The following is a 16040-nucleotide window of genomic DNA, read 5'->3' on the forward strand; positions in this document are numbered from 1 at the left end:
ATCTGAAAGCTAATTCCTTCAGATAAATCAGCGGAAAACCGCCATGAATCCCCTTCACTCTGGCGGATAACCGCCATCCCCGTTGCGCTGCCTGGACAACGCTGGGGCCACGATAAAAGAAGCTCTATAAATCAAAAAAGAATTAATTATTCCAATGTAATTCTATTGAGGAATATATGGCACTTGCTCCCGCCAGCCACGCCGGTTGCCCTGGGCGGCGCCTGCCGGAATGGCCGGGCTGAAGAAACAAGGGCTGCGTGCCCGAGGCTGAATACAAGGCAAAAAAAACCCGCCAGCGCTGCAACGCTGACGGGTTCGGGGCCTTGTGCTAGGGGAAGACCCCAAAGGAGAGCGGCGGTGTGGAGCCGCCTTAGGAGTGGTGCGTCCTTGCACCCGATGGCGGCGATGATGGCCACCATCCGGTGCAGAGTCGATTCCAGCAGTCCGCTCCTGGCGGTGGGAAAATTCCCCAAACCAGGCGGCGTTGCCGGGTGCCTCGTTCAGGCCGAAGCGGAGCTCGCGCCCCGCTCGGCCGGTCTATCAGTTGCCCACCGCGGCGCTGGTGGCGACGATCGAAGCCGACGGCAGCAGCTGGCTGATGAAGCGGTTCCAGCGGGTGATGTTGGCCGGGCCGATGAACACCACGTCCTGCGGCTGCATCTCGAACTCGCGAGCCAGCGCGTAGGCGGTAGGACGCTTGGCTTCCAGGTGGAAGACCTGCGCCTTGAAGGTGCCTGCGGTCTTGCCGGCGACCGACTCGGGGTTGCCGCGAATCACATAGACCGAGTCGCCGTCCGAGGTTTCCGGCGCCAGGCCGCCAGCATTGCCGAGCACTTCCAGCAGCGACAGGCCGGTGGTGCGGTAGGTGACCACCTGCGGGCGTTCCACCTCGCCGACTACGTAGACTTTCTTGCGGTCGTTGTAGGGCAGGTGGATCTGGTCGCCGTTCTTCAGGTACACGCCGCTGAGCGTCGAACCGCTGCGGTTCAGCGCATCGACGTCGATCACGTACTCGCGGCCGTCACGCTTGAGGGTCAACCCCGACAGGTCGGCCTCGCCGGCGATCACCCCGGCCTTGCTGACCGCCTGCACCAGAGTCGTCGGCGTGTTGTTCAGCTCGACCTGCCCACCATTCTGGAAGGCCCCGGAGAGCACCACGTGCTGGCTGGCATAGCGCAACACGGTGACGTCCACCTGCGGGTCGACGATGCCCTTCTTGCCCAGCTGGCTGGCCAGGCGTTTGCGCAGCTGCGCCGGGGTCTGCCCTTCAGCGCGGACGACGCCGGCATAGGGGAAGAAGATGTTGCCGTCGGCGCCGACCACGCGGCCGTTGGCTTCCATCTGCTGGGTGGAGCCGGGGCTGGTCAGTTCCGGGTGGTCCCAGACGGTCACCAGCAGCACGTCGCCGCCGCCGATCACGTAGTCCTCCTGGGGCGGCCGGTAGTTGAGCAGTTCGGCAGGCATGCCGGGCCTGGCGGCGTAGTCGGCCTCCTGGCGTTGCAGCACCTGGGGCGTGATCGGCACCAGGGTGATGTTCATCCCCTGTTTCTGCGCCTCGCGCTGGACATCGGAATCCGTCATGTACTGACCGGGGGAGAACACACAGCCTTGTAGCGCCAGACTGCCGACTACGAGACTGAAAGCGAGCAGGTTTTTCATGGCAATCCTTCCTTGAAACAGTGAGAGGACTCAGTAGGCGTTGCGGTGGACGAACCCCTTGAACAGGGTCAGCAGCACGATCTTCAGGTCCCACCAGACGGACCAGTTCTCGATGTAGTCGAGGTCGAACTCGATGCGTTTCTGCATCTTTTCCAGGGTGTCGGTTTCGCCGCGCCAGCCGTTCACCTGGGCCCAGCCGGTGATGCCCGGCTTGACCTTGTGACGCAGCATGTAGCGGCTGACCTGACGCCGGTATTGCTCGTTGTGCGCCACGGCGTGGGGGCGTGGGCCGACCACCGACATGTCGCCGAGCAAGACGTTGAAAAACTGTGGCAGCTCATCCAGCGAGGTGCGCCGCAGGAAGCCGCCCAGCGGGGTGATGCGGCAGTCGTCGCGCGAGGCCTGGGTGACCTGCGCGCCGTCCTCCATCACCGTCATGCTGCGGAACTTCCAGACGCGGATGGGCCGGCCGTCCATGCCGTAGCGGGTCTGGCGGAACAGCACTGGGCCGCGCGAGGTGAGCTTCACCGCGATGGCGATCAGCGCCATGGGCACGGCGATCAGCAGCAGGATCAGCGAGGCCAGCAGCACATCCTCGATGCGCTTGAGCACGGCGTTGGGGCCGTCCATGGGCGTGTCGAAGATGCTGATGGTCGCCAGCCCGTTGATGCTCTCACTGCGCGCATGCAACAGGTCGAACATGAACAGGTCGGGGATCAGGTAGACCGACACGGTGGTGTCCGACAGCTCGCGAATCAGCTCGTTGAGCAGCGGCTCGCGAGACAGCGGCAGGGTCAGGTAGACCTTGTCGATCTGCCCCGAACGCGCGGCCTCGATCAGCGCCAGGCGATCACCCTTCACCGGTACGCGCTCGCCCAGTTCCATCTGCTGCGGGCGGTCGTCGTAGAAGCCGATCAGGCGCAGGCCCATCCACGGCGCGCCGAGGATGGTCTCGGCCAGCCGCGCGCCAACTTCGCCGGTGCCGTAGATGGCCACGTTGCGGCTGTTGAAGCCGTGGCGCCGGGCCAGGCGCAGGACCATGCGGATCGCCAGGCGGTAACCACCCATGATCAGCAGCGCGGCGGCGAACCAGCCGAACCGGCGCGGCTCTTCCAGCTCGACGTGGCGCAGCGAGATGTCCAGCAGCAGCACGGCGAAGAACGCCAGCGACCAGTACAGGGTGACGCTCAGCGACTCGCGCAGCAGCGACTCGCCGCGCCAGGAGCCGTACAACTGGTTCAGCTCGCCCAGCCAGTGGAAGAGCATCACGCAGAGCAGCACCGAGACCCACAGCTGGGCCTCCAGCACGCCGCTGCCGGCACTGAGCATGACCACGCCGGTGAGCACTATCACCAGGATGTCGCTCAGGCGGTGCGCCAGCGCGATCAGCGACTGGTGCGCGCGCAGAATTCCTTTCGTCTTGTTAGGCATGATGACCTCGCGATTGCCGGCGCCGCTCCTGGCGCCGCTGCATCGATAGCGCAGTCCGTGGTTGGTCGCAGAGCCGGTATCCGCGCGATTCGCGCAGCGTCACCGGATGCGGGTTCACTTTCGTGGCTCCAGCAGCAGTTGCTGCAGATAACGGCCATAGCCGGTCTTGCTCAGGCGCTCGGCCTGCAGCGCCAGCGCCACCTCGCTGAGCCAGCCCTGCTGGTAGGCGATCTCCTCCAGGCAGGCGACCTTCAGGCCCTGGCGCTCCTCGATGGTCTGGACGAAATGCCCGGCCTCCATCAGCGACTCGTGGGTGCCGGTATCCAGCCAGGCGAACCCGCGGCCGAGCAGGCTGACGTGCAGCTCGCCAAGCTCCAGGTAGAGGTTGTTGATGTCGGTGATTTCCAGCTCGCCACGCGCCGAGGGGCGAATGCGGCCGGCCATCTCCACCACGCGGTTGTCGTAGAAATACAGGCCGGTGACGGCATAGTTGGAGCGCGGTGCGCGGGGCTTTTCCTCGATGGAAAGCACCCGTCCGGCATCGTCGAACTCGACCACGCCGAAGCGCGCCGGGTCGGCTACCTGGTAGCCGAACACGGTGGCACCGAAGGGCCGCGCCGCAGCCTCGCGCAGGGTCTCGGTAAAACCCTGGCCGTAGAAGATGTTGTCGCCCAGCACCAGGCACACCGAGTCGTCGCCGATGAACTCGGCGCCGATCAGGAAGGCCTGGGCCAGGCCGTCCGGCGAAGGCTGCACGGCGTACTGCAACTTCACCCCGAACTGTTCGCCGTCGCCCAGCAGGGCGCGGAAATTGGGCAGGTCAGTGGGGGTGCAGATCAGCAGGATTTCGTCGATCCCGGCGAGCATCAGCACCGACAGCGGGTAGTACACCATCGGCTTGTCGTAGATCGGCAGCAGCTGCTTGGACACGCCCAGGGTGATGGGATGCAGGCGGGTACCGGAACCGCCGGCGAGGATGATGCCTTTCATGGGTGGCCTCCTTGCGATTTGCTTGAGTCGAAGCGCGGCAGGTAGTCGGCGCGCTCGGCCAGGAAGGTGTCGACCAGGCTCGACAGGTGCAGCGCGGAGATGTCCCAGGAGTAGCGCAGGACGTTGTCCAGGCCGATCTGCCGCAGGTCGCGGCGCAGGTCCTGGTCGACCAGCACGCGGCGCAGCGCGGACGCCATGCCCTGCGGGTCGTAGGGGTCGAAGTAGAGGACCGAGTTGCCCAGCACTTCGGGGATCGACGCGCTGCTCGCTGCCACCACCGGGCAGCCGCAGGCCTGGGCCTCCAGCGGCGGGATGCCGAAGCCTTCGTACAGCGACGGGAAGGCGAACGCGGCGGCGTTGCGGTACTGCTCGATCAACTGGTCGTCATCGAGCCGGCCGAGCCAGCGCACGCGCCCGCCCTGCCCGCTTTTCTGCAGCTGCGCGTCAACGAAGCTGCGGTTGGCGGCGCCGACGATGCGCAGCTCCACGTCGAGGTCTTCGAGCAGGCCGAAGGCCTCAATCAGCCGGGCGAAGTTCTTGTGCGGCGCCGGCGAGGACACCGCCAGTACATAGGGCCGGCCGGCGTCGCCGGTTTCCACGCCCGGACAGAACTCGGCAGACACCGCATTGTTGATCACGTGGATGCGCTGCGGCGCCAGGCCGTAATGCGAGGCGATCTCCTGGCGGGAGAATTCGCTGACGCTGATCAGCGCCAGCGAGCGGCGCAGCATCAGCGGGATCATCGCCCGGTACAGCGCGCGGAACTTCCACGCGAAGCTTTCCGGGTGGCGCACGTAGGTGATGTCGTGATGGGTCGCCAGTTGCCGGCTGTAGGCCAGCGGCGCGGTGCTGCACAGCGAGACCAGCAGCGGGCGGCCGCGCCGGGCCAGCCACAGCGGCAGGTCGACCTGCTCCCAGAGGTGGCCGTGGTGGCGGCCGATCTGCTCGACCTTAAGCTGGCGGGCGATCTCCGGGCGGAGGATTTCACCGGGCGGCGCGACGAAGTGCAGGTCGCTGCGCAGGCGTGCCAGCGACAGCGAGATCTGCTCGGCGAAGCGCTGCACGCCGCTCAGGGGCTGGGTGAGGAAACGCGCGTTGATGACGATCATGAGGCGGGCTCCGGGGCGGCTCAGCGCAGTGTCAGCTGCGCGGCGGACGCGCTGCGCACCAGGGTGGGCGAGGCGTCGATGCGGATACTGGCCTGGCACTCGCCGCCGTCCTGCGGGCAGTTCCAGGGCACCGGCCGGCCCTCGCGGCGGGCGATGCCTTCCACGACGTCGAGGCGCCAGAGGGTGTCGCTGCTGCCGGGCTTGCTGGTGATGTTCAGGGTCTGTTCGTGGCCGAGGGTCCAGGCCACCAGGATTTCCTCGCCGGCCTTGGCGAAGCGCAGCAGGTAGACGTTCGGGTCCGGGTTCTGCTCGCGGCCGACGAAGCGGTAACGGCCGATGATGTCGGCGATGCTGGCCATGGCGTGGTAGGCCGGCTTGGGCTGGCCGCTGGCGGTGAGCAGGCCGAAGTTGTGTTCCATCTCGCGGCGGTCGATGCCGTCGTCCACCAGGTCGTACCACCAGGCGCCCTTGACGTTTGGCAGGCTGCGCACCAGCACGTAGGCGCGCGCCAGGTAGGCGGCCTGGCGTTCGCGGCTGATGCCGCAATCGCCTTCATGGGCCGGCCAGCTGAACTCGGTGAAGTACAGCGGCACCGGCTTGCCGGCGGCGTTCTGCAGTTTCTGGTTCACACCCTGGAACCAGTTCAGCCAGGCCTCGGGCGTGGACATCTCGCCCTCGCAGTACACCGAGGGGTGCAGCGAGATGCCGTCGGCGACATCCAGCACGCCGCCGGCGGCCAGGCGCTCGGCGAAGCCCTGGCGGATACCCTTGAGGGTAACCGCGCCGGCCAGCACCTTGGCTTGCGGGTCTTCCTCGCGAATCACCTTGGCGGTGGCGCGCACCAGGCTCAGGTAGTCGTCACTGAAGTCCTTGTCGGTGGGGTTTTCCACGTCCCATTCGTTCCACACTTCGTAGAACGCCACCTGGCCCTTGAAGCTGCGCACCAGGTAGCGCACGTAGCGCAGGTAGCCCTCGCGGGAGGCGTCGTCGCGCGGCTTGGCGTTGCCGTAGAACTGATTCTCGTTGCCGAGGATCAGCAGGGTGCTGATGCCCAGGCTGCGGGTGCTGCGCAGCTGGGCGCGCCAGGCGGCGTCGATGGACAGCTTGCCGCGCTCGCGCTCGACGCTGGACCAGTAGGCGTCGTCGCGGAACGAGACGATGCCGGCCTCGCGGGCCAGGCGGTTGATGCCGTCGCGATTGCCGGAGCGGATGTTCTGGTGGGTGCTGGCGCCGACGATGAATTCCGCCGGGCCGAGGTTTTCCACCGGGGCTTCCTTGGCCATGGCGCGCGGCGCCTGCAGCAGGCTGCCGACCAGCAACGCGCAGGCCAGCAGGCTGAGCAGCCCGCCCTGCAGGCGCAGGGTCCGCGGCGCCGGCTGCGGCGCGGGCTCACCGGGCAGGCGCAGGGCGCGGCCGATGGCCAGGCCGAGGAACAGGCTGGGCACCTGGGATTCGAGCACGTCGCTGGTCCAGCCGATCAGCAGCACGCAGAAGGCGATGCCGAGCAGTGCGCGCGCTTCCGGACCGCGCTGGAACTGCAGGCGCATCAGCATCGGCACGGCCAGCAGGTAGAGGCCGATGCCCATCACGCCGAACAGGCACCAGAGGTAGAGCAGCGAGTTGTCCGCCACCGCCAGCTGTTCGACGCCGAAGATCGGGAAGGCCGCGTAGGCGCTGCCGGTCATGCCCAGGCCAGCGCCGCTGTAGATCCAGCCGTTGTAGTCCATCACCTTGATCAGGTTCGGCCAGGTGTTGACCAGGCGATCCACCATCGAGCCCATCAGGTTGTCGCCGGTGGAGCTGGCCAGGTACGGGTCGACGTGGCCGAACACGCCGTACAGCGGCAGCGCCAGCGCGCCCAGCACCACTGCCAGGGCGGCGAAGAGGAACAGCAGGCGCTGGCGGCTGATGCTCATCACCAGCAGGGCGATGACGAAGGCGCCGGCCGAGGACTTGTTGGTGGTGAGCACGATGCCCACCAGCGCGGTCAGGTAGATCAGCCCGCGCAGCAGCGTTGGCAGGCGGAAAGAGCCCAGGTAGAGGCTGAAGATCACCAGCATCATCGCCAGGCTGGAGGACATCCGCGAGAAGCCGGCGATGCGGTCCAGGCCGTAGGCACTCCAGGCGCGGTTGCCGCTGATCTCGACGCCGCCCATGGAGTAGCTGTAGCCCTTCCACGGCACGCTGATCAGCAGGTCCAGGGCGATGCCGGCGAGGGAGGCGAGGAAGCAGAAGGCGATGATCCAGGCCACCGCCTTGCGGTGCATTTCCAGGTAGTTGCCGCAGAGCAGGCCGAACAGCAGCGGCGCGTAGATGAACACGGCGAAGAAGCCGCTCTTGAACTCGGCGCCATGCAGGCGCCCGAGCAGCAGCGAGGCCGCCGCGAGGATCAGCAGCAGCCACAGGCCGCGCTGCTGCGGGCGGGTCATCAGTTCCCAGGCCACAGCGATCACGCAGGCCACCTTGGGCAGGTAGACGATGGCCGACAGCCCGGCCTGGTCGGCGTAGAAGCGCAGCGCGCCGTTGAAGGTCTCCACCAGCAGCAGCGCCAGCAGCACCCCGAGCGCCAGCAGTGAGCGGTCGAAGGTGATGCTGCGCGCCGGCTCAAAGCGTGGATACGGGGATTGCAGTTCCATGCGGGACTCCACGGGTGAGCAGGGTTTGGCGCAGGATGGCTTCGTATTCGTCGAGCATCCGTTGCACGCTGAGCATCGGTTCCACGCATTCACGGGCGCGCCCGGCCAGGCGCTGACGCAGGCCCGGATCGCGCAGCAAGCTTTCGATGGCGTCGCCCAGCGAGTCGGGCGCGGCCGGCGAGCAGAGCAGGCCGTTGACTTGGTCCTGGACGATTTCCGCCAGGCCGCCCATGCGCGAGGCGATCACCGGCAGGTGGTGGGCGCAGGCTTCCAGCGCCACCAGACCGAAGGATTCCGGCGCCAGGCTGGGCACCACGGCGACGTCGATCTCGGCGAAGAATTCGGCGGCCTTGCGGTAGCCGACGAAGTGCACGCGCTGCGGGTCGGCAATCGACTTCAGGTGGTTCACATAAGCGCTGTCACCGCGCCCGGCGATCAGCAGCGAAGCATCGTCGCCGCGCGCCTGGAACTGCTCGATCAGCCACTCCACGCCCTTGTTGGCGGTCAGCGCGCCGATGAAACCGAAACGCAGCGGCCGGCGCACGTTCGCCGGCGGTACGACGTTCACCTCGGCCAGCGGCGAGCCGTTGTAGACCACGTGGCTGCGGCTGGCGGAGAAGTAGCCGGCGTCGAGCAGCGCATCGAGCTGGAAGCGGCTGACACCGACCACCGCATCCACGTGTGTGGAGGCGACAGCGTGCGACCGCCGCAGCAGTGCGCACGGCGTGCACTGCTGCTCGCAGTGGCGGCCCTTGTGGTAGCGCACGCCGCGCGGGCAGGTCAGGTACTGGTCGTGGAGGATCTGCACGATGGGCAGGCCGGCGGCGCGGATCGCATCCCAGGCGGAGATCGACCAGCCGGAGAGGTTGTGGCAGACCACCACATCCGGCTCGACCTGTTTCAGCACCTTGGCCAGCACGCTGCGCATGCCGCCGTTGTAGCGATCCAGCGCATGCCAGGCGAGGCGCTTCAGCGAGCCATGGTCCTGCTCGTCGAACGGCCAGTAGAGATTGCGCAGGCCGCTGCGCAGCACCTGCACACCGTTCAGGGTTTCACGCTGCAAACCCGCCTGCGGCCCGGTGCACAGGACGTGGACGTCATGGCCGCGCTCGCGCAGCCCTTCGGCCATGTTCTGCAGCATGACCTCCGCCCCACCACCGATGTGCGGGGCGTAGAGGGTATTGAGCAGCAGCACTCTCATAGCGGGTAGGCCCGGTTCATGCCCAGCGCGCCGGCCTCGCCATCGCGGATCGCCTGCAGCAGCAGGGCCAGGCGGCTCTCGCGCTGGTGGCGGCGGGCGAAGAAGTGCAGCAGGCGGATGAACAGCCAGCGGTTGAAGCGGTACATCAGCGGCGAGGTGACCCACAGGTTCTTGTCGAACCAGGCCTGGTTGCGCGCGGCGTAGTAGGCGCGCAGGTCGGAGCTGCCGAGCAGGTAGGTTTCGTAGATGTTGTTGGTGCGCGCCTTGATGTTCCAGGAGTTCTCCAGGTCGTCCAGGCCGGCCTCGGGCACCAGGTAGAGGTGGCCGCCGAGGGCGCCGATGCGGAAGGTGTATTCGGTGTCATCGGCATAGAGCACCAGGTCGCGGCGCGGCAGGCCGATGCGGCGGAACAGGTCGGCGTGGCCGAGCAGGCCGCCGTAGTAGGCGAACGGCAGTTCCAGCAGCGGCTGCGCCGGACGCGGTTTCGGCTTGCCCCAGGGCGTGCGGCGCCAGAGCTTGTAAGGCAGCTGGCGGACGTGGAAGCCGAAGTAGCTCGAACGCGGCGGGGTGATGAAGCGGGTCGGCACACCGGAGGCGACGTCGGCCTGGTGCGTCGGGCGGAAGCCCAGCACCGCGGTGTTGTCGCTGCCGTGGCGCAGTGCGCAATCGATCAGGCGCTGCTTGAGCAGCGGGAAGGAGCCCGGCGTCGGCGCGTTGTCGTCATCCATCAGCCAGATGAAATCGCAGCCGGTCTTCAGCGCCGCTTCGATACCCACGGCGTAGCCGTTGGCCGAGCCGGTGTTGCTGTCCAGCTCGATCACCTGCACGCGATTGGGCCAGAGCATGAACAGCTGGTCCAGCTCGGCCACCGAGGCATTGCTGACGACGATGGCACGGGTGATGTCCTTCTCGCGGAAGGCGCGGGCCAGCAGCTCTTCCAGGTACTCCAGGCGATCGCCATAGGTCAGCGTCACCAGCACGGTCGATCCATTCATTTGCACGACTCCCTGATCGGATACAGCGTGGGCACCTCAGGCGCGCCAACCGTTGTTGCCACCCACCGCCGACAGCTGGCTGAGCGGGACCCGGATGCGTTGTTCGCGTTGCAGCAGGTTGAGCAGAATCAGCCCGCGCTCGGTGCCGTCGTCGCTGAGGAAGATGGCTTCCACCTCGCAGTCGCCGGCGCACTTCACGCGTACCGCCTGGCCCTGCTGGAAGCGGCTGGCGGGCCGCTCGGGCATGGCCGCGAGGCGCTGGCGGATGTCTTCCACCAGCTCGTCGGCCACCGCCAGCGGCTGCGCGCCGAAGCTGACCAGGCGCGCCACGCCGCGGGTGGAGCGGATCGGGAACCAGTTGTCGTGCTGTTGATCCAGGCGGATGAACAGGTAGCCGGGGAACAGCGGCTGCGTGCGGCCGGCCAGCCCAAGCGACGGGCGATAGCAGGTGAAGCCCTGGCGCACCAGGTTCTCCTCGGCGCGCGGCTCCTGGTGCGGCTTGGTCTGGATCAGGTACCAGCGGTACTGCGCAGCGGTGCTCATGATTCGTACTCCCCAAGAATCTCCACGGACGGTTGCGGTCGCTCCACGGTGTAGCGGCCCAGCAGCCGCTGCAGTTCGTCCGGCGGGTTGAACATCAGCACGTCGATGATCGACAGGCTGGGCACGAAGTCGGCGCTGAACTGCGGGTAGCTCAGCTCGTCCATGCGCAGGAAGCGCAGCTCCAGGCCCTCGGCGTTGAACACCTCGGGGGTGTACAGGTGGCGGCCGCCCTCGGGGTTCAGGTAGACGTCGCCGCCGTTCTGCTTGACCGCTTCGATCAGGCGCTGGTCGCGGCCCATGTCCTCGGCCAGCTCCAGTTCCGAGGCGCGCACCATCGGCGTGTCGATGCCCATGTACTGGCAGATGCGGCGGATCGAGTGCTCGGCGAAGTGCGACAGGTTGCGCTCGGGGTGCTCGAGGATTTCCTCCAGCAGCGGCATCACCTGCTCGTAGCACGGCGCCTTGTGGTAGGCGTGGCGGATGGTGTGCAGCAGGCGCTGGTTGCTGCCCTGCATTTCTTCGCTGAGCCGCCGCTGGTTGATTGCCTGGGTCTGCGAGCCCTGCTCCAGCGGGAAGCTGAACTGCCAGATACGGCCGCCGACCAGCAGGCGATTGCGGTTGATCCAGCCACGCCGGGTGTACTGCAGGCTGTCGCCGAGAATGAACAGGCCGCTCGCGGCGATCAGCTGGAAGTACCCCAGGTAGGGGAACAGGTAAGGCTGCATGAGGCTGACGATGTGAACCATGTCGTTACTCCTTCCCTGCTCGCGGACTCAGTCCTTGGCGTCGTAGCGGTAGGCGTAGGCGCCGTAGTCGTAGGCGGCAGTGGAAGCCTTGCGTTTCACCCCGTTGAGGATCGCGCCCTGCAGGTGGATGCCGCTCTGCCCCAGGCGCCGCCGCGCGGTGTCGATCTCGTTGGCCGGGCTCTGGCCGAAGCGCGTCACCAGCAGGCTGATGCCGCACAGCCGGCCGACCAGCGCGGCGTCGGTCACCGCCAGCACCGGCGGGGTGTCGACTATCACCAGGTCGTACATCGACGAGGCATCGCGCAGCAGCTGGGCGAAGTTCTCGTGCATCAGCAGTTCGGACGGGTTGGGCGCGGCGAAGCCGCAGGAGATGAAGTCCAGCTCCGGTACCTCGGTGGGCAGGATCACCTCGCTCAGCGGCCGGTGCGCGCTCAGCGCATCGGACAGGCCGTGGCGCGGGGTCAGGCCGAACACCCGGTGCAGGTAGCCCTTGCGCATGTCGGCGTCGATCAGCAGGGTGCGCTGGCCGGACTGGGCGATGATCGCCGCGAGGTTGCTGGAGACGAACGACTTGCCGGCGCCCGGCGCCGGGCTGGTGAGCATCACCACGTTGTTGCGCGCTTCCAGCAGGGCGAAGTGCAGGTTGGTGCGCAGGCTGCGGATCGCCTCGTTGGCCAGGTCGCCCGGTGCGGAGTCCGCCAGCAGCTTGGGCGTGTGGCCGAGGATGTCGCTCTTGCGCTCCTTCTCCAGGCGCTCCTGCTGCCGCGAATAGGGAATCGCGGCGAGCACCGAGAGGCCCAGCTGCTCGATGGCTTCGGGGCTTTCCACGCCACGGTAGAAGGCCTGGCGCAGGAACAGGATGCCGAGGGCGACGCAGAAGCCGAACAGCGTGGCGAGCAGCACGATGACCTTGCGCATCGGCTTGGCCGGCTGCTCGACGTTGGCCTGGGCGGTGTCGATCACCCGCACGTTGCCGATGGTGCCGGCGCGGATGATGTCCTGCTCCTGGGCCTTGTTCAGCAGGCTGGTGTAGGTCTGCCGGGTGACCTGCATGTCACGGGACAGGCGCAGCAGTTCCTGCTGGGTGGCCGGCAGCGTCTGGATGCGTTTCTGCAGCTGCGCCTTGCGATCCTCCAGGCTGCCCATCTGCTTGTTCAGCGCCTGGTAAAGCGGGTGGGTCGGGGTGTAGAGGCGGTCGTACTCGGCGCGCTTGAGCTTGAGTTCGGACAGCTGGTTGTCGATGGCCACCACCTGGTCCAGCACGCCGCGGGTCTCGACGCTGATATCAGCCGACTTGGCGGTGGTCTGGTAGGCGTTGTAGGCGGCTTCGGCCTTCTCCAGGTCCATGCGCACCACCGGCAGCTGCGAGCGCAGGAACTGCAGGCGCTGGGACGCTTCGGCGGAGCTGCGCTCGACGTTCTGCAGCACGTAGAGGTGGCTGATCTTGTCGAGGATGCGGTCGGCCTGCAGCGGGTCCGGGTCTTCCAGGGTCAGGTAGATGATCCCCGAATCCTTGCCGGCCTCGGCCACCTTGAGCAGCTTCTGGTAGTTCAGGGTGGTGGTCAGCAGGCGGTTCTTGGCCAGAGTGAACTCGGTGCCGGGACGACCGACCAGTTCATCCACCTCGATGCTGAAACCCTTGTCCATCACCAGCTTCTTCAGCTCGCCGCGCAGCAGCAGCTGGCCGTCGGCGTTGAGCAGGTGGTAGCTCTCGCCACCATCGGCGACCAGGGTCAGCGGCTCGCCCAGGTATTCCTCCGGCACCTCCAGGGAGAACACCTTGATGTGCTCCCCGCCCCAGGCGTACGAGCCCATGCCCAGCCAGGGCGCGGCGATGCTCTGCCCGCCCTCGGGGTGGTAGCGGCGCGCCAGGTAGTCACCCACCAGCGGCAGGCGCTTGGGCTTGGCGATGATGTCCAGCTTGAGCAGCTCGACCGCCTTGCCGAGCACTGCGCGGGATTTCAGCAGCTCGATCTCGGTGGAGGCGATGGACACCGAGTCGGGGCGGTTGATCACCTCCGGCGTGCCATTCAGGCCGTTCTTCTTCTGCTCGATCTGGATCATCGCGCCGGACACGTAGATCGGCGTCGCGACCAGGGCATAGAACACCCCGAGCACGGCGAACAGGCCGGTCACGGCGATGATCATCTTCTTGTGGTCGAACAGCAGGCGCAGCAGGCCGGCAACGTCGATCCGGGTGTCCTGGACCGTTTCCAGGCGTGATTGGGGCATGACACTCATGGACTTCCATCCTCCATCGAGGTGGCGCGCCTCAGCGCACCTGTACCGGGTTCAGCCGCTTGAGCAGGTTGGCGCCGTAGTAACGGATCAGCATCAGGAACGCCTGAACCTTGTGCATGGGCGAGATGGCAGCCATGGACATCCGGCAGACCTGCATCAGGAAGTACTCGTTGAGCTCCTGGTTCCCCAGGCGCTGGTAGTAGCGCGACAGGCAGTAGTAGGTGTGCAGCGTCATGTGCTGCTGAGTGCGCGCGGCCTGCATGGAGAAGATCCCGCCCTTGTGCATGCGGTAGGCGGCGGGGCTGATCTCTTCGATGAAGCGGCCCTTGCCGTAGGCGCCCAGCAGCGACCACCAGCACAGGTCGACCATGCGCGTGGTCAGCAGCTCCTCGGGCATCTCGGTGAGCACGTTGCGGAAGCAGGTGGTCAGCGTGGAGATCGGCCGCGCCTGTTGCAGCTCCAGGCGGCTGGCGTCACGGCGGTACTTGCCGGTCAGCTGCTGCGGCTTGAGCATGCCGTCCTCGTTGAAGGTGTAGGCGTCGTGATAGGTGATCACGTAGTCGGGGTTCTTCTCGAGGAAGTCGACCTGCATCTGCAGCTTGCGCGGGTCGGTCCAGAAGTCGTCGCCCTCGCAGTAGGCGATGTAGCGGCCGCGGCACTTGCGGAACACCGGCAGGCCATGGGAGATGCCCTTGGAGTACTGGTTTTCCTTGTGGAAGATCGGCTTGATGATGTGCGGATAGCGCGCCGCGTAATCAGCGATGATTTCCGTGGTGCCGTCGGTGGAGGCGTCGTCGTTGACCAGCACCTCGATGCGGAAATCAGTGACCTGCTCCAGGAAGCTGTCCAGGGTGCGGCCGATGTAGTTCACCTGGTTGTAGGCCAGGCAGACGACGCTGAGCAGGGGCTTCGGGTCTTCCGGCCAGTTGGAGAGGATCTGCAGCTCGGAGCGGATATCCATGTCTAGACACTCGGCTTGTGGGACGGTTTGAACAGGCGCAGCAAAGCCGGGGCAGAGCCCACGCCCACGAGGAACAGGGTGATCAGGCCGCACACGGCCAGTGCCGCGAGCAGCCAGAGGCGCTCGCCGGAATGCGCCAGCAGCGCGTAGAAGGGTTCGCTGAGCAGCAGACCGGCAGCGCTCAGCGCGGCGATCTGCAGGGTGTCGCGCAGCCAGGCGCCATGCAGGCCGGGGGCGAAGGTGCGGTGCACGATGGCCGGCCAGATCAGGAACGACACGACACGCAGGCCGAACCAGCACATCGCTACACCGAGCACGCCGTAGAGGCGGGCGCTGGCGAATACCAGCGGCACGGTCACCAGGGTCGAGATGACGCTGTACCAGACGTGCATGCGCAGCTGGCCATGGGCGTACTGCAGGTAGAACTGGAAGCTGGCCACTGCCAGCAGACCGGAACCCAGCACGTACCAGGCGAGGATCGGCCGACACCAGTTGGCGGCCTCGGCATCGCCGCTCCAGGCCAGGACCAGGTCATGACCATGAGCGGCGATTACCGCGACCATCGGGAACAGCAGCACACAGACGAAGCGGTTCGCCTTGAGGTAGAGCTGCTGCATGTCTTCGTGACGCCCTTCGGCGGCGAGCATGGTCATGCGCGGCAGCAGCGACTGCGCCAGCGGGTTGACCAGGGTGAGCACGCCGCCGGAAATCAGCGCCACCAGGGAGAAGTAACCGTACTGCTCAAGCGGCAGCAGGTTCGACAGCAGGACCTTGTCCAGCTGGGTGAGGACGATCCACAGGCAGGAACTGAACGACATGCCCAGGGCGAACGGCAGCACCGGCCGCACCGAGTCCCAGCAGAAGCGCGTCACCAGGCGCACGTCCATCCACTGGTAGGCCTTGCCGCCCAGCAGCAGCGCCTCGATCAGCGACACCACCACCTGGAACTGGAAGAACACCAGCGGGTCCTGGCTGATCTTCGCCACCAGCAGCAGGCCGCCGAAGTAGCGCAGGGTGGTGATGAACACGTTCACGCCGTTGATGAAAGCGTGCAGCTCCTGCCCCTGCAGCGCGCTGCGATACAGGGTGGCGTACAGGCGCAGGGCGACCAGCAGGCCCATCAGGCTGATGCACTGGGCGACCAGCTGCGGCGACAGCTGCTGCACGTTCAGCCACTGCCCGGCAATCCACGGGCTGCCAGCACAGACCGCCAGGGTGCTGAGCGCGGTCAGCGGCAGCAGGATCAGCTCGAAGGAGCGCAGCAGCTGCGCCTGGTCCTGGCCTTCGCCATGCACGCCGCGGCCATGGGCGACCTGCCGTACCAGCGCCGGCGACAGGCCGACATCGAGCAGCAGCAGCCAGGTCTGCAACACCGCGAAGAAGCCGATCAGGCCGTACGCCTCGGCGCCCAGGTGGCCAAGGTAGAACGGCTGGATCAGGATGCCGATGACGATGGCGTACGCCTGCCCTGCATAGTTCAGCAGGGTGTTGCGGACCATCGACAGCGAGCGTGCGGTGCGCATCATCG

General features: G+C 66.7%; 12 protein-coding genes. All 12 read right to left on the bottom strand.

The genetic code is table 11. The features are described from left to right. Positions 1–540: 540 nt before the first annotated feature. The gene (locus QO207_RS08145) at positions 541–1659 is read right to left on the bottom strand and encodes a polysaccharide biosynthesis/export family protein (RefSeq protein ID WP_301531963.1); all 1119 of its coding nucleotides are present in this window, start codon (positions 1657–1659) and stop codon (positions 541–543) included. 30 nt (positions 1660–1689) lie between these two features. Then, positions 1690–3090, bottom strand: a complete 1401-nt coding sequence (locus tag QO207_RS08150) for an undecaprenyl-phosphate glucose phosphotransferase (RefSeq protein WP_301531964.1) — start codon at positions 3088–3090, stop codon at positions 1690–1692. A 114-nt stretch (positions 3091–3204) separates the two neighbouring features. Further along, complete coding sequence (gene rfbA, locus QO207_RS08155) at positions 3205–4080, bottom strand: glucose-1-phosphate thymidylyltransferase RfbA (RefSeq protein ID WP_301531965.1); 876 nt, start codon at positions 4078–4080, stop codon at positions 3205–3207. Continuing rightward, positions 4077–5189, bottom strand: a complete 1113-nt coding sequence (locus QO207_RS08160) for a glycosyltransferase family 1 protein (RefSeq protein WP_301531966.1) — start codon at positions 5187–5189, stop codon at positions 4077–4079. Before QO207_RS08160 ends, rfbA begins: the two co-directional genes overlap by 4 nt. Positions 5190–5209: 20 nt before the next feature. Further along, entirely contained in the window at positions 5210–7825 is a 2616-nt protein-coding gene (locus QO207_RS08165; RefSeq protein ID WP_301531967.1) for a hypothetical protein, read from the bottom strand. Continuing rightward, entirely contained in the window at positions 7794–9026 is a 1233-nt protein-coding gene (locus QO207_RS08170; RefSeq protein WP_301531968.1) for a glycosyltransferase family 4 protein, read from the bottom strand. The genes QO207_RS08165 and QO207_RS08170 overlap by 32 nt, the downstream gene beginning before the upstream one ends. Continuing rightward, entirely contained in the window at positions 9023–10021 is a 999-nt protein-coding gene (locus QO207_RS08175) for a glycosyltransferase (protein ID WP_301531969.1), read from the bottom strand. Before QO207_RS08175 ends, QO207_RS08170 begins: the two co-directional genes overlap by 4 nt. Positions 10022–10057: 36 nt before the next feature. Then, positions 10058–10564: a transcription/translation regulatory transformer protein RfaH gene (gene rfaH, locus QO207_RS08180; protein WP_301531970.1), complete on the bottom strand. Its 507-nt coding sequence runs from the start codon at positions 10562–10564 to the stop codon at positions 10058–10060. Further along, entirely contained in the window at positions 10561–11310 is a 750-nt protein-coding gene (locus QO207_RS08185) for a WbqC family protein (protein WP_301531971.1), read from the bottom strand. The genes rfaH and QO207_RS08185 overlap by 4 nt, the downstream gene beginning before the upstream one ends. 27 nt (positions 11311–11337) lie before the next feature. Next, positions 11338–13551 (bottom strand): polysaccharide biosynthesis tyrosine autokinase, encoded by a 2214-nt coding sequence (locus QO207_RS08190; protein WP_301531972.1) that lies wholly within the window; start codon positions 13549–13551, stop codon positions 11338–11340. Positions 13552–13582: 31 nt separating this feature from the next. Further along, on the bottom strand, positions 13583–14512 hold the full coding sequence (locus tag QO207_RS08195) for a glycosyltransferase (protein WP_301531973.1): 930 nt from the start codon (positions 14510–14512) through the stop codon (positions 13583–13585). Positions 14513–14514: 2 nt separating this feature from the next. Beyond that, on the bottom strand, positions 14515–16035 hold the full coding sequence (locus QO207_RS08200) for a lipopolysaccharide biosynthesis protein (protein ID WP_301531974.1): 1521 nt from the start codon (positions 16033–16035) through the stop codon (positions 14515–14517). Between the last annotated feature and the right edge of the window lie 5 nt (positions 16036–16040).

This window comes from Pseudomonas sp. CAN1 (assembly GCF_030462585.1).
In the GTDB taxonomy this organism is placed as follows: domain Bacteria; phylum Pseudomonadota; class Gammaproteobacteria; order Pseudomonadales; family Pseudomonadaceae; genus Pseudomonas.